Genomic DNA, 15,190 nt, shown 5'->3' on the forward strand with positions numbered 1-15,190 from the left:
GGCCCGCGGTTGTGTTGGGGGGGGGGGTGGTGGGCGCTGCGCCCACCCCCCCCCCCCCCCCCCCCACCCCCCCGCTCCCACAAGGGGGCGTGTCAACTCAGGGAAATAGTCAGCGGGTCGACACTGGGCGTTTCACCCACACTGGCGACAGGCTCGAACCAGAACCGGTGACATACAGCACCGCCGCTTCACCGCGTTCCAACGCAACCGGCTTCACATCGCCGACTTTCTTGTCACCGTCATACAACGCCAGGCTCACTTTCACCGGGTTGATCTCACGCTCGCCACGGCCCTTGGCAGCCACCGACTTGACCACATCGGTCTTGCCGTCGGCGGTTTTCAGGGTCAGGGCCTTGTCGCTGAGGTTCTGCACGCGCACCAGGGATTTCTGCTTGTTCTTGAACGGGGGCTCTTCAATCAACTGCGGCTGGCCGCTGCCACTGTTGACCAGGGTGTAGTAGTGGTCGGCAGCCAGTTTGACCGGCAAGGTCTGGCTGCCGACCTTGGCGCTGTAGTCGCCGCCCGGCATGAAGCTGAAGTCGCTGCTGGCCAGTGGCGCAACGTCGCTGAGGTTGGTGCTGCCGACGGTGGCGCTGACTTCCTGGTTGCTGGCGTTGTAGATACGTACAAAGCTGGAGCCTTTTGGTGCGGTCGGGCCGTACAGGGCGGCATCACCGGCAGCGAAGGCCGACAGGGATACGAAGCTCAAGCCCGCTGCGATAGCCAGGGTTTTAGCGAGACGACGAGGAGTAGTAGTGAAAGTCATTGTGAGTTACCTCTCTTTCAGTTTTGCGCCCGGTCGGGCGTCTCGGATTTAGATGTGTTGATTGCCATGTTCTGTTGGCGCGAACCGGCTTGTTTAAGCTGCGCAACCCAGGCTGGGTCGGCATCACCGATTTCGTTGTTAACGGGCAGATAGCGTTCAGGAAACTCCCAGATCAGCACCTGGGGCGGGCTGTTCTTGAAGTCATCACTTTTGAGATAGCTGAGCATCGGCAGGATCGGGCCATGGCCGTCTTCGGCGTAGCTGACCACGTCGCTGTGCAAGGCTTGCTTGAGTGCGCCGACGAAGTTCCAGTTGGGGTTGGCGCTGTAGCTGGTGCCGACCAGTGCCACCGGGGTTTCGCTGTCGCTGAACAGCGCGTCATCACCTTTCTCTTCGGCCAGGTGGGTGACGCGTTTTTCCAGCGGCTCTTTGGGCGGCATCAGGTTTTCGAACAGCGGGTCCAGGGGCAGGAACAAACGCAGGTCGCCTTTATGCGGTTCGGTTTTCTCGGCCTCGGTGACAAAACGCTGCGGCTCGCCGCTCAGTGGGGTCTTGTCGGCAATCGCCTTGGCCAATTGCTTGGCGGCGACTTCGGCACCGTCCGGGGTCCAGTGGGTATCGGTACGCAGGAACACCTGCTTGCCGGCGAGCTTGGCCTGTTGCAGCGGGCCGAGCAGGTCTGGCGCCGGGATGTTGTCTGCCGCCACGCGGGCGTGGAAGTCCTGGTACAGGTTGGCGTGGATGCTCGCCGGTTTCACCTCACCCAAGTGCTCCGGGTACAGGCGTACCTTGGCCGGCACGATCGCCATCACCAGTTGGATGCCCTGGGCCTTGAGCTTCTGGCGTACGCCTTCGACCAGCGCGTAGTTGCCTTGCAGGTTCTGGTCTTCGTTGACGGCGGGGTTGAATTCCTCGTCGCTGTATAACCAGTGGTCACGGCCCAGCACCACGCCAGGGCGGCCTTCATTGAACAGCTTGTAGTCCAGCGCTGCCCACAGGTTGGTGCCCAGGCGCTTGATCGGGAACTCGTCGTCGTAGTGAGTCTCGACGGCTTTGGTCCAGCGACCGTTAAGCACCGTGGCATCGGCGTTGGTGCTGAAGCCAAAGAAGCTGCGCAGTGACCAGGCGCCCAGTGCCAGCAGCAGCACCAGGAACAGGCTTATGTAGAGGACGCGTAATGAACGGGTCATGGTCGGCTCCCTCAGAATTGGAAGTAAAGGAACGGCGAGAAACTCTGCGCCGACAGTTTGAGAATCGACGCCACGAACAGCAGCAGCACCGCAGCGCGCATGGCGTAGCGTGGCCAGTCAGCGGTCCAGTAGGCCGGTTGCACGGCAGCGTCACGGCCCACGCTGAAACCGGGCTCGTGGATGCTGCCAGGATTGTCGCCGGGTACGGCCTTGATCAGGCTCGGGTCGGCTGGCTTGGCCTTGTCGGCCGGGCGGTTGGTGTAGAAGTCGCGCAGGCCGAAAAACGCCAGCGTTGCGTAGGCCACCACCAGGGTTGCCACTTGCAGGCCGGTAAGGTTGGCGCGGTTGAGTTCCGACAACGACCATTCGCTGAAGCTGAACATCGCACCGTACATGCGCCCGGCAACGTGCAGGTTTTCGGCGCGGAAGATCACCCAGCCCATCACCACCAGCAGGAAGGTGAAGGCCCAGCGCAGCACATTGAAACTGCGCGGCGCGGTGTTCAGGCCAATGGCTTTTTCAATCGCCAGCCACATGCCGTGCCAGGCGCCCCACACGATGTAGGTGATGTTGGCACCGTGCCACAGGCCACCGAGCAGCATGGTCAGGAACAGGTTGCGGTAAGTGGTCAGGGTGCCTTTGCGGTTGCCGCCCAGGGTGATGTACAGGTAGTCACGCAGCCAGGTGGACAGGCTGATGTGCCAGCGCCGCCAGAACTCGGTGATCGACTGGCTGATGTACGGCTGCTTGAAGTTTTCCATGAAGCGGAAACCCATCATCAAGCCCAAGCCAATGGCCATGTCGCTGTAGCCGGAGAAGTCGAAGTACAACTGCGCGGTGTAGGCCAGCGCGCCGAGCCAGGCATCGCCTGTTGTGGGGTTTTGCAGGGCGAAGCAATGGTCGGCCACCACCGCCAGGGTGTCGGCAATAAAGACCTTCTTGATGAAACCCTGCATGAACCGCGTGCAGCCCTCGGAGAATTTATCCAGGGTGTGGGTGCGGTTGTTGAACTGGTCGGCCAGGTCACGAAAGCGCAGCACGGGACCGGCGATCAGGTGCGGGAAGATCGCCACAAACGCCGCAAAGTCGATGAGGTTGCGAGTCGCCGGAGTGTCGCCACGGTACACGTCGATGATGTAGCTGATGGACTCGAAGATGTAGAACGAGATCCCGATCGGCAACAGCACGTGGGTGAGGATGAACGGCTCCAGTCCCGCGGACTTCATCATCACATTGATGCTGTCGACGCCGAAGTTGGCGTACTTGAAGTAGCCGAGGATGCACAGGTCGACCGCCACGCCGAGCAACAGCCAGCGCTGCGCCGGCTTGGTGCGCACACCGGCGGCACCGACCTTGAGGCCGATCCAGTAGTTCCACAGCGTGACGGCCGCGAACAGCGCCAGGAAGTCCACTCGCCACCAGGCGTAGAACACGTAGCTGGCAATCAGCAGCAGCAGGTTGCGATAGCGTTGCCCGCTTAAGTAGTACAAGCCGAGAAAGATCGGCAAGAACAGAAACAGGAACACATTGGACGAGAAAACCATCCCGATCTCTCCATGTTTAACCAACAGTCAAGGGCCGGAGCCCCCCCAAACCCCCCCACGATTTCGGGGGAGGTTGTGATCGTTCCCACGCTCTACGTGGGAATGCCTCTTGTGACGCTGTGCGTCACGCTTTGGGACGCAGAGCGTCCCGTGCTGCATTCCCACGCAGAGCGTGGGAACGATCAGCGACTAGCTGCCTTTGTTGCCTTTTTCGTGCGCCGGGTCGTAGACCTTGGTCAGGTCGCCGCCCAGGCGGAAGGTCTTGAACGGTTGCATGCCATGCTTGCGTTCGATCACGTCCGGGGCGCAGGTGTAGAGGGTGCAGAAGGGCTCAAGCCAGGCAAATTTCATGTCTTCCTTGAGGTCCTTCATGTCCTGCTCTTTGCCGTTCTTCTGCTCGAAGATGTCCGGGTCTTTCACCCCGGCCAGCACCTTGTCGCCCAGGCGCTTGAGCGCGCTGTTGTTTTCCTGGCGCAGGTCCACGCCGTTGACCAGGGCAAAGCTGGCGATCATCGACAGCGGCGGCAGGGCGTAGTTGTGGTACGACAGGGCGCGTTGCTGGCGCTTCAATTCGTTCGGCAGGAAGCCCTGGTCATCGACCTGGTTCACGCCGACCTTGTATTCCTTCACCGCCCAATCAAACAGGTCGCGGCGGTTGGTAGCGATGGACGTTGCCATCACCGACCAGGCGGCCCAGTAGGAGTGGTTGTTGGTTTTTTCCAGGGGCAGGTTGTCCCAGTCGCTCACCACCTGGTCGGCCAGCTTGTTGAACCAGGCTTCGATTTGCTGGGCTTCCTGCGGGTGCTTGGCCAGCGGCTGCGACTCGGAGAACTTCAAGCGCACATAGGCCGAGGCCATGCTGCCCAATGCCCATTTGCGCATGGACTTGCCGGTGTGGTTGAAGTCCTTGGACATCAACGCATCGGCCTTGGCCCATGACACCAGCCAGTTGAGCGTGCATTCGAGCTGCTGTGGACGGCCGTCGCGCATGAACTGCATCACGCGCTTGCTGGTGTCTTTTTCCAGCTTGGTGATGTCGGCGGTGCTGTCGCGAAAGGCTTTTTCCGACTGCACATTCAGGGTCGAACGGGCCTTGTCGGAGCCTTCGTACTTGCTGCGAAACTGCAATGGCCCGGTGTAGGGCGTTGGCATGCTGTCGCAATCATTCTTGAAGTCGCCGGTCTTGAACGCTTCGATCGGTGCGAAATAGCCCTGGGGCGGGCGCAACGGCGCGGCCGCATTCACGGAGCCGGCAAACACGGCCAGGCCCAGCAGGGTAGGGAGCAATAACTTTTGCATAAGTAACCTCACTTCCCGAGTTGGGCGGTCTGCTGACCACCGCTTGGGAATACGTTGCGTGTGCAAATTTTCGCTTCAACCTTCTGCGCCGCAGTGCCCGCTTCGGGGCCCTGCACTTCCACGGCCAGCAAGTTCTGCGAGGCCCAGTCTTCATCGGTGCGCAGTTCAAAGGCGAAACGCCCGTCTGTATCGGATGTTTCGGGTTTCTCGATCTTGATGTCCTCGTGGCGCCCGTTCATGTACCAGAGGGTGGCTTGCAAGGTTTTCACCGACGGATCGGCGAAGCGGATATCGACCTGATGGTTGGCGTTGCGCAGGTCTTTGTTCGCGCTGTTGACCATCAGTTCGTTTTTGCCCGGTTTGAGCGTGGTGCTGGCCGACATCTGCGCGGTCTTGCCTTCGCAGCCGTTGTCCAGCAGCGCCATCATCTGGCGGTAGATGGTTTCCTGGTCGAGGCGGTACAGCGGCGAGAATTCCCAGATCAGGATCTTCGGTGGGCTCTTCTGGAATTCATCGCTGCCCAGGTACTGCAGCATCGAGCCTTCCAGGCCGCCGCCGGGGAAGGCGACGTTGAGGATGTCAGCGCCGATTTCTTCTTCCAGGAAGCCGGCGAAGTTGTAGTTCTTGCCGCTGTGGCTGGTGCCCACCAGGGTGATCTGCGGGTTGCCCGAATCGCCGAACAGGTCGCCGTCACCGGCTTCGCCCTTGGGTTCGGTGGTGAACTGGTCCATGTACTGGATCGCATAGCTGGTGCCGCACAGTTGCCCGGCCATGTTGTGCAGGGTGCCGGTCTTGCCCATGCGGCCCGAGCGCTTGGTCTCGAACTCACGCTTGGGAATCTCGGCATATTCCGGCATCTGCTTGACCTTGGCCGCGACGATTTTCGCGGTGCGCTGGGCGCCGTACGGGGTCCAGTGCTGGTCGCCACGGAAGTAGAAATCGTGGGCCGGCAACTCATCCGGCAGTTGCTCGTTGGTCAGCGGCGACAAGTCTGGCACCACGTAGCCCATCTTGGCGAAACGACCGAGCATGGTCTTGTAGTTGGTCAGGGCCTTGTCGAAATCGTACTTGGCCTTTTCCTCAGGGTTGAGCTTGTTGCGGTTCACCAGGCCACGGGTCGGCTGGTAGACCACCACCAGTTCCACGCCCTTGCTCTTGAACGCATCGTGCAACTGCTGCATGCGCTTGTAGCCGGCCGGGGTGGTGTCGAACTCGGTGCGCAGGTCTTCCTGGGTACGGAACAGCCAGTCGCCCTGGGCTTGCACTAAGGTGGTGAAGTTCTGCTGGTAGCGCGTGGTGTAGTTCTTGGCGTCATGGGCGGCCGGGCACAGGCTGCAGCACGGTTCGGCGGTGAAGGTAGGGGCTTGCACTTCATCGGCGCGTACGCCCTGGCTGGCCGCCAGCAGGCCGAGGGTCAGACCCGAGAGGCTCAGCAGTTTGATCATGTGTGGGTGCATAAGGGTCATCCTCAGTCCTGCAATTCGGTCTGGCGTTCGACGGGGTCGATCAGCACGGCTTTCTGCTGGCGCACCAGCAGGTCGAGAATTTCTTCCTGGCGGTCACCCAGGATGCCGGAGAAGCTGATACCGCTGGATTTGGTCGGCGCCAGCATCGACACGCGATACAGCTCGATACTCAACGGCGAGTCGATAGACAGCGGCCCGCTGCCGTTACCCGCCAGTTCACCGCCAACCACGATCAGCGAGACCTTGGCATCGAACGGGTCGAGGGCGATGTCGCGGTCGGTGTCGGTCAAGTCCTTGATGTGGCCGTACACGCCGGTCAGGCCGTTGGCCATCGAGGTGTTTTCGTAGAGCTTGATGTTCACGCTGTTACGCACGCGGATCCCGTGGCGACGGTTGCTGATCACCTTGTTGCCCCACAGCAGGTTGTCGCCGCTCTCATAGAGGGTGATGCCGTCGGTGTGGTTGCGGTAGATCTCGTTGTCGGCGATCAGGTTGTTCACGCTGTTACGGTCGATCACCAGGCCCGAAAGCTTGTTGTCGTAGCTGCGGTTGTTGAAGATGAAGCTGTCGTTCACTTCCCGGGAAATGATGATGCCGTGTTTCTTTTTGGTGCCGTACACGGTGTTGTCCGCGATGATCAGGCCGTGGGAACGGTCATGGGGGTCGATGCCGTAGACGATGTTGTCTTTGTAGGTATTGCCCTTGATCACAAAGCCTGTGGTCTCGTAGCAGTAGAAGCCGTACCACATGTCCGAGAACTCGGAGTCGATGATCCAACCGGTCGGCTCGGGGCGCTTGAGCACCTTGGCCATGTTCGGCGTGTACTGGGAAATACTCACCCCGTAGGACTTACTGTTGGCGTAGCCGAAGCTGGCCATCTTGGTCTTGGAGATATAGGTCTCGGTGCCGCCCCAGGCCAGCAGGAACGGGCGGAACTCCTTGGCCGACTTGAACAGCGCCGGGCCGTTGGCTTTTTCATCCCAGCCGGTGACCTTGGTGTCACGCACGAACAGCTGGCCGTCGTTGATCAAAAACGAGCCGGCTTGCTGGGACAGGCGCAGTTCCTGGGTATTTTTGTCGATATCGAGGATGCCCTTGCGACCGACCACGATCGGCAGCTTGGCCAAAAAGACACCCGGCGACGTTTCGCTGAAGTACTGCTTAGGCACCTTGCCCAGCAGGTCCTTGAGGTTCATGTAGCCGTCGTCGACGAAGATCGCCTGGGGAATGCCATGCTGGCGCACCACCCATTCGGCCATCTTGTTATCGCCGCCGATAAAGTCCTTGAGCGCGTCTTCTTGCATCATGCGGCGGATGCTGATTTTGCCCGCCTTGGTCTTGACGATTTTCTTTTCCATCGCCTGCGCGGTGTAGCCCGACAGGTCGGGCAGCGCCGGCTTGGCCATTTCCAGCGGCGCGGTGGGCGGGCTGGAGATGGTGTAAGTTTTGGCCTGTTGCAGTTCCTTGGCGATGATCGGCGCCTTGGCCGCCGTATCGGCAAACGCTGTGGCGCTGGCCATCAGCATTGCCGCGACGAGTAGGCTTTGAGCATTCATGGCGCAGGCTCCCATCAGAATTTCCAGACCACGTCGACAAACGCGCGGTGCATGTAGGAGTCGACCTGGCTGCCATAGGCATCGCCGGGCTTGAACACGCCGGCACGCAAACGCACCAGGGCTGAAGGCTCGTCGATCGACTGGCTCAGCGCCGCTGGCAGCAAGCCTTTCTTGAAGTACTTGGTGACCACCAGGTCCATTTCTTGGCCGAGGTCTTTCTTGCCGTCTTCCAACGGCAGGGAGGTGCTGGAGAGGATCGCGCCGGTGACGTCATCGGTGTTGTTCTGCACCGCGTCGATGCCGTTGCTGCCCACCGGCTTGTTGCCGTCCACGCGCCAGAACTTGTGGTACACCAGGCTGGCGTCGTAGTCCTCGCGCAGTTGCCAGGAACCGAACAGGCTCATGGACTGCATGTTGTTCATTTCGCCGCGAAACGCTTCACCGAAGCGATGCACGCGGGACTGGGTGCCGGTCCAGTTCGAACGGTTGCTTTGCAGGCCGTTCTGTTCGTACTCGGCACTGGCGCGCGAGTACGCGGCACCCACTTGCCACTGCGGATCCAGGCGCAGGCGCACGCCGATATCGGTGGCCCAGCCGCTCAGGTCATCGCTGCGCTTGGCGCTGGTGGGGCGTGTGCCGTCAGCGTTCAAGGCGTTGACCTTGTCGCGGTCGCCGCGCATGCCGGTGATGCTTGCCCAGTAGTTGACGGTGTTGGTGTTGCGCCAGTTGTAGGCGTCGCTGTTGGCTTCGATGCCCAGCCAGGTCAGGTCGCCGTTTTCGCGCTTGTCCAACGGGTCGCTGGCGACACCCGGTTCGGCGTAGTCGAGCTTGCCGTCGTCATGGGTGTGGTGGCCGCGCACGCCGATCCACTGGCCCGGCGTCCACTGGTAGGCAGCGTCGGCGTAGAAGTGCTGGCGGTCTTTGTCGACCGGCGACAGTTCCTTGAGGTCGGTGCGGTATTCGCTGAAACGTTCGGCAGCGCCGACGTTGGCCTTGAGCAGGGTGGTGTCGAAGGTCCAGTTCAACGCTTCGATGTTGGTGTCGCGCCACTGGCCGTCGTCATTGCGCAGGCGCTGGCGGCCGAACTTGAGGATCTCGCCGGGGTAGGGCGTGAAGCCGCTGTAGCCGACCCAGAACTCACGCAGGGCCAGGTAGTTTTTCTTGGCCTTGCGGTCGTCGTTGCTCGACTGCTGCTCGGTGGTGTCATCGGCCGACTGTTGCAGGGTGTCGGTCTCGATGATATCGCTGGAAACCACTGCCTGGCCCATGGCGTAGGCGCTCCATGCGCCGCTTTCGCCGTAGATCCAGGGGCGCAGGTCGAGGCCGATACCGTTGACGTCACCGCCTTTCTGGGTGCCGAGGTCGCGGTCATCTTCAGACTGCGCGGTGGCTTTGACTTCCAGGCCGAAGTTCTTGGCTTCGGTGAGCGCGGCCAGGGTCGGGCACGACCACAGCAGGGCGAAGGTCAGGCCGATACCGGCCTTGACGAATGGGTTGAGCTTCATAGGGATTCCTCGCCGTCTTCTTCTTGCAGGGCGTGCAGTTGCAGCGTGCTTTGGGCCAGGGTGCCGCGGGCGGCCAGTTCCTGTTGCACCAGGCGTTGGCCTTCGGCGCGTTGCTCAGGCGTCAGCGGCGCTTCGAGCTGGGTGGCCAGGTCATTGGCCTCTGGCGTGTCCTGGGCCTTGGCCAGTTGGCTGAAGACATAGGCGTTCAACGGGTCGGGCTTGGTGCCCTTGCCTTGAGAAAACAGCTGGGCAATGGCGAAGTCGGCGCTGTTCTGGCCGTTGCGCGCTGCGGTCAGCAGGTGGTCGAGGGCTTTTTGCGGGTAGACCTTGCCCAGGTAGCCACGGCGGTAAATCTGGCCGAGGTAGTAATCGGCGGCCACTTCACGGCCCACGGCTTTCTCGAAATGCGCCTCGGCAGCCTTGGCATCGGCCGGCACCCACTTGCCTTCGTAGTAGAGCTTGCCCAGCAGCAATTCGGCGCGTGGCTGGTCGGCGGCACGGCCGTTGTCGAGGTACTTCATCATCTGGTCGACATCGCCCAGTTCGGGGAAGTCGTAGAGCAGTTGCGCCAGGCTGACCCAGGACGCCGGGTAGCCAGGGGCGATTTTTTCCAGCAATGCCTGGGCAGTTTTTTCGTCCGGGGTACCGAGGGTGGCATCGCCGAGTACGCGGGCCACGCTGTCGACGCGCTGCGCAGTCACGGTGCCACGGCTGACGCCTGCTTCCATTTGCTTGAGCAGTTCGGCCTGTTGTTCCGGCTGCTGTTTTTTCTGATAGACCGTGGCCAGTTCGACATAGCAGATATCGGTGGTGTTCAGCGCGGCTTTGCAGATGCGCTCCACATCATCCAGATGCTGGTCGTAGGTACCCTGGGTGCGATACAGCAGTACCTGAGCCAGGCCTGCCTCCGGGTAACCCGCCGCCTGCCATTGGCTGATCTGCTGCTGGGCATTCACGTTGGGAAAACTGTGGGGGTATTGCAGGTACAGCATTGCCAGCGGGATCAAGGTATTGCCTTCACCATTGGCAAAGGCTTTTTTCAGCAGGCTTTCGGCTTCATGGTGTTCGGCCTCAGTGGCGCCGGGCTTGGCCGCCAACAGGCGACCCAGGCGTGCCTGGGCACGCGGCGACGTATCTGCCGCCGCACGGTAGGTGGCTTCGGCCTGTTTGATTTGCGCCGGGTCACGGGTGCCGACCTGGATATCGGCCAGGCCCACCTGGGCCTCGCTGTAGCCCAGGTCTGCCAGTTGCTGGTAATTCTGCTGCGCGGTGACGGTGTCGCCGCGCTTGAGGGCTTCGTTGGCCAGGCGCTGGTCGGGCAGGCCGGCGCAACCGGCCAGGCTGATTGCTAGGGCGATCAACGCTACCGAACCAATGTGGGCACTGCCTTTGTGGCGAGGGAGCTTGCTCCCGCTGGGGGGCGCAGCGCCCCCAAAAGCCGGCTCCAGCTGCGCTGTCGAGCGGGAGCAAGCTCCCTCGCCACAGCAAGCCCGCTCCCACAGGGATTGTGGTGTTTTTGAGAGAGTCATCACAGGCATGTCCTCGCTTACAGACCGTGAGCCATGGCTTTGTCGATCAGCCAGTTCAGCGATGGGCCACGGTCGCTGGTGACTTCCACCGGGCGGCCGGCGTAGGTGCTGTCCAGCGGTGCATCAGGCTTGATCTGCACGCGGATGTCGGAGGACAGGTCGGCGCTGTTCAGGCTGGTGCTGCTGACGATGGTGCCGGTGCGCACTTGTTCTTCGTCGGCGACCTGAAAGCTCACCGGCGTACCTGGGCGTACATCGCCAAACTGGCGGTAGGTGAAGCGTGCTTCCACATTAGCCTGGCTGCCACGCGGCACCAGTTGGAAGATCACATCGCCCTTGCTGGCGTACTGGCCGTCGGCGACCAGTTGCTGGGCCACCACGCAATCGCACGGCGAAGTCAGGGTGCCGGTCATTTGCTTGCCGAACAGTTCTTCGACCTTGGCCGGTTGCAACTGGTCTTCGTCCAGGTGGCCCTTGAGTACATCGAGCATGCTGGTGCTGAAAGTCGCCAGCGGCGCGCCCTTGGCTGCTACCGAATCACCCTTGAGCAGGCTTTGCACGGTGCCGTCACGGGGCATGGTCACGTTCATGCCCGGTACGCTGACGAGGCCGGCCTGGGCGTGGCTGACGAAGTACATGCCGTAGAGCGACTTGACCACAAAACCGAAGGCCGCCAGGCCCACCAGGAAGATCGCCAGGCTGAAGGTCACGGCGCGCAGGCGACCGAACGCGGTCATGCCGCTGCCGCCGTCCTTGACCTTGCGTGCCTTGGTGAAGTTGTCGCGTTGCAGGGTCGCGAGTACGTCGCCCATGGTCACGATGTCACCGGACAGGTGCGAGGTGATCAGGTGGCGCAGGGTAGAAATATCCTGGGCATCGAGGTTCTGGAACTGGCAACCGGTGCGGCCGGTCTGGCGGTCGTAGGAGCGAATCTGCAGCTCCACGTCCATGGCCAGGCCGAGGTTATCGATCACGAACTGCAGGCGGCCCTTGTGCACTTGGCCGATGGTGAGCGGCTGGGTGGCGGTGAAAGCCAGGCCGCCGGCGGACAGGTCGATAACCTTTGCTTCGGTCGGCGTGCGGTCGCTGTTGAAGAAGCGCAGCTTGGCCGGGATTTTCACCCGGGCGTGTTGGCGCTGGGCTTCGGATTCGTGGACAACGTTGGCGTTTACTTGGCTATTCATCGGGTGTAATTCCTAGGTTAATTCAGGCTTGGCAGGGTCAGACCATCATCAGCAACACGGCAACGAAGATGCTGCCGGCGGAGAAGGTCATGGTCCGAGACGACCAGGTGTTGAACCAACGTTGAAAGCTGGCCAAATCGCGGGTCAGTTTGGTGTCCTGGCGGGTCCAGGACTGTTGATCAAGGCGGAAGAACACGTAGATCTTCACCAACGCGCCCATGATCTGGTTGTAATAGAGAATCAGCGGGTAGGCCGGGCCGATCTTGTGGCCGGAGCACGACAACAGCAGGGTGAGGATCAGGCGGGTAATGCCGATCCATAGCAGGTAGGCGAGGATGAACGCGCCGCCGTACTTGAAGGTGGCGATCATGGCCACGGTCAGGCCGAGCAGGGAGGTCCACATCGATACGCGCTGGTCGAACAGCACCACGCTGGTGAACAGGCCGAGGCGACGCACGCCCAGGCCCAAGGCACGGGAGTTCTGGCGCAGGTTGTTGCCGTACCAGCGGAACATCAGCTTGCGGCTGGCCTTGATAAAGCTCTTTTCCGGCGGGTGTTCCACGGTGTTGATGGCGGCGTCCGGCACGTAGAAAGTGTCGTAGCCCAGGCGCATCAGGCTGAACCAGCTGGACTTGTCATCCCCGGTGAGGAACTTGAAGCGGCCCAGGCGCCAGTGTTGCAGCGAGTCGCTTTCCACGTCGGCGATAAAGCCCGGGTCAGTCACTACGCTGGCGCGGAACACCGACATGCGCCCGGTCATGGTCAGCACGCGCTTGGACAGGGCCATGGAGCACATGTTGATGTGGCGTTGGGCGAAGCGCAGTTTGTGCCATTCGCTCATGATGTAGCCGCCGCGCACTTCGCAGAATTCGTTGGTGGTCAGGCCACCGACATTGCCGAACAGCTGGAACCACGGCACGGTCTTGCGCACTACGCCTTCGGCCAGCACGGTGTCGCCATCGATCACGGCGACCACGGCGCGGTCGTCCGGCAGGTGGCGCGAGATGGCGCGAAAACCGAAGGCCAGGCCGTCACGCTTGCCGGTACCAGCGATGCGCACGAAGTCGAGCTTGACGTGAGCCGGCGGGTTCATCTTTTCCCAGAGGCTTTTCACCAGCAGCTCATCGGACATTTCCACCAGCGAGCACACCACGGTGGTGGGGAAGCCGCAGTCGATGGCTTCGCGAATCACCGAGCTGTAGACCTGGGCGGTGGTCAGCGCGTCGATACGAAAACTGGTGACCATCAGGAACACATGGGACGGGTCGGCGGCCTTGCCCAGCTTGCGCACTTTGCGGCGCAGGTGCGGGTACACCACATACAGGAACAGCATGCCGCGAAAGAAATGCGTCGCGCCCATCGAGTAGCGCCAGATACCCACGGCACCAATCAGGAAAATAAAATTCTTCGATTGCGAATCGAAGGTGCTGGCTGGCAGAGCCAGAGCTAGAAGCGCTAAAAGCCCCAGAAATAGTAGCCAGCCAGTCGCTTGGTTTAACCGTTGCATATTCGCGTCCGTCACAGAGAAGTCGGGCGGCAAGCCACAAGCTACAAGCCGAAAACCAGCGCTTCTAACTTGCAGCTTGCCGCTTGAAACTAGCCGCTGCTCCTTACCAACAAATACCTTCGGTACGGCCGCTCACGCTGGTGGCCTTGGACATGAAGCCCACCAGGTCGACCACTTGCTTGCCGTGCGGGGCTTCGTGCGCCAGGGCGCGGAACTTCTCGTCACGGTTACCGAGGATGATCACGTCGGAGTTGTTGATCACTTCGTCGAAGTCCGAGTTGAGCAGGGACGACACGTGCGGGATCTTGCCTTCGATGTAGTCCTTGTTCGCGCCGTGCATACGGGCGTACTCGACGTTGCTGTCATAGATGCTCAGGTCGTAGCCCTTGCCGATCAGCATTTCCGCCAGTTCTACCAATGGGCTTTCACGCAGGTCATCGGTACCGGCCTTGAAGCTCAGGCCCAGCAGGGCGACTTTGCGCTTGTCGTGGCTGGAGACGATGTCGAAGGCGTTCTGCACCTGGGATTCGTTGCTGCGCATCAGCGAGTTGAGCAACGGTGCTTCCACGTCCAGGGAGCCGGCGCGGTAGGTCAGGGCACGCACGTCTTTTGGCAGGCACGAACCGCCGAAAGCGAAGCCTGGGCGCATGTAGTACTGGGACAGGTTGAGGGTCTTGTCCTGGCAGACCACTTCCATCACTTCACGACCGTCAACGCCGACGGCCTTGGCGATGTTGCCGATCTCGTTGGCGAAGGTGACTTTGGTGGCGTGCCATACGTTGCAGGTGTACTTGATCATCTCGGCAACGGCGATGTCCTTGCGGATGATCGGCGCGTCGAGTTCTTCGTACAGCGACTGCAGGACGTCGCCGGAGGCTTTGTCGAACTCGCCGATAACGGTCATCGGTGGCAGGTCGTAGTCGGCGATGGCGGTGGATTCACGCAGGAATTCCGGGTTGACCGCGACGCCGAAATCAACACCGGCTTTCTTGCCGGAGCAGTCTTCGAGGATCGGGATTACCACGTTGGCCACGGTGCCCGGCAGTACGGTGCTGCGCACCACGACGGTGTGGCGGGTGGTCTTGTCACGCAGTACAAAACCGATCTCGCGGCATACCGACTCGATGTAGTTCAGTTCCAGGTCGCCGTTCTTCTTGCTCGGCGTACCGACGCAGATCATCGACAGGTCGGTGTCGCGGATGGCTTCGGCGAAGTTGGTGGTACCGCGCAGTCGACCGGTTGCGATGCCTTGGCTCAACAGTTCGCCCAGACCCGGTTCAACGATGGGGGATTTACCCGCATTGATCAGGTCGATCTTGTCCTTGGAGATGTCTACGCCGACCACTTCATGGCCACGGGCAGACAGGCAACCGGCACACACGGCGCCAACGTAACCCAAACCAAATATGCTGATGCGCATCGCAATTACCTCTATGTTTAAATCATGCCATTAGATGGCCGGAGTTCATGTTTGCAAGCGTCACTGATGCCGCGAAAGTTAGGCGAATAGACGCCGACTTACCGCGTGCAGGCATGTTAAATAGCGAGTGACTAACTATTGCACTCAAGTTGTGCGCAACGTGGCCTTGTTATTGGGGCTTGCCCTGAAATGCAGCCGGTTTTCCATGGCGGAAGGGGCCGGCG

The 15,190-nt window shown here is 61.2% G+C and carries 11 protein-coding genes; all 11 read right to left on the reverse strand.

The genetic code is table 11. From position 1 onward, the window contains the following. Window positions 1-109 precede the first annotated feature (109 nt). The 11 genes from ACP7CZ_RS04005 to ACP7CZ_RS04055 all read right to left on the reverse strand — a co-directional run bounded on the left by ACP7CZ_RS04005 (window position 110) and on the right by ACP7CZ_RS04055 (window position 14,966). A complete protein-coding gene (locus ACP7CZ_RS04005; protein WP_032893493.1) occupies window positions 110-766 on the reverse strand; it encodes an alginate O-acetyltransferase AlgF in 657 nt (218 codons plus the stop codon). 17 nt (window positions 767-783) lie between these two features. Beyond that, entirely contained in the window at window positions 784-1,956 is a 1,173-nt protein-coding gene (locus ACP7CZ_RS04010) for an alginate O-acetyltransferase (RefSeq protein WP_054921024.1), read from the reverse strand. Between the two features lie 11 nt (window positions 1,957-1,967). After that, on the reverse strand, window positions 1,968-3,500 hold the full coding sequence (locus ACP7CZ_RS04015) for an MBOAT family O-acyltransferase (protein WP_003188730.1): 1,533 nt from the start codon (window positions 3,498-3,500) through the stop codon (window positions 1,968-1,970). Window positions 3,501-3,689: 189 nt separating this feature from the next. Then, window positions 3,690-4,799 carry a mannuronate-specific alginate lyase gene (locus tag ACP7CZ_RS04020; RefSeq protein ID WP_054898941.1) on the reverse strand — a complete coding sequence of 370 codons (1,110 nt, stop codon included), beginning with the start codon at window positions 4,797-4,799 and terminating at the stop codon, window positions 3,690-3,692. A gap of 8 nt (window positions 4,800-4,807) precedes the next feature. Continuing rightward, window positions 4,808-6,256, reverse strand: coding sequence for an alginate O-acetyltransferase (locus ACP7CZ_RS04025; protein ID WP_198791258.1), 1,449 nt, complete (start codon window positions 6,254-6,256; stop codon window positions 4,808-4,810). An 11-nt stretch (window positions 6,257-6,267) separates the two neighbouring features. Beyond that, entirely contained in the window at window positions 6,268-7,836 is a 1,569-nt protein-coding gene (gene algG, locus ACP7CZ_RS04030) for a mannuronan 5-epimerase AlgG (protein WP_072434204.1), read from the reverse strand. After that, window positions 7,836-9,326, reverse strand: a complete 1,491-nt coding sequence (locus ACP7CZ_RS04035; protein WP_054921029.1) for an alginate export family protein — start codon at window positions 9,324-9,326, stop codon at window positions 7,836-7,838. Before ACP7CZ_RS04035 ends, algG begins: the two co-directional genes overlap by 1 nt. Further along, the gene (gene algK / locus ACP7CZ_RS04040; RefSeq protein ID WP_198861703.1) at window positions 9,323-10,702 is read right to left on the reverse strand and encodes an alginate biosynthesis TPR repeat lipoprotein AlgK; all 1,380 of its coding nucleotides are present in this window, start codon (window positions 10,700-10,702) and stop codon (window positions 9,323-9,325) included. The genes ACP7CZ_RS04035 and algK overlap by 4 nt, the downstream gene beginning before the upstream one ends. Before the next feature lie 170 nt (window positions 10,703-10,872). Further along, on the reverse strand, window positions 10,873-12,039 hold the full coding sequence (locus ACP7CZ_RS04045; RefSeq protein ID WP_034128707.1) for an alginate biosynthesis protein Alg44: 1,167 nt from the start codon (window positions 12,037-12,039) through the stop codon (window positions 10,873-10,875). A gap of 37 nt (window positions 12,040-12,076) precedes the next feature. Further along, window positions 12,077-13,546 carry a mannuronan synthase gene (alg8, locus tag ACP7CZ_RS04050; protein ID WP_034128706.1) on the reverse strand — a complete coding sequence of 490 codons (1,470 nt, stop codon included), beginning with the start codon at window positions 13,544-13,546 and terminating at the stop codon, window positions 12,077-12,079. A 103-nt stretch (window positions 13,547-13,649) separates the two neighbouring features. After that, on the reverse strand, window positions 13,650-14,966 hold the full coding sequence (locus ACP7CZ_RS04055) for a nucleotide sugar dehydrogenase (RefSeq protein ID WP_034128705.1): 1,317 nt from the start codon (window positions 14,964-14,966) through the stop codon (window positions 13,650-13,652). Between the last annotated feature and the right edge of the window lie 224 nt (window positions 14,967-15,190).

Source organism: Pseudomonas sp. DWP2-2, assembly GCF_049897065.1.
Lineage (GTDB): Bacteria > Pseudomonadota > Gammaproteobacteria > Pseudomonadales > Pseudomonadaceae > Aquipseudomonas > Aquipseudomonas paracarnis.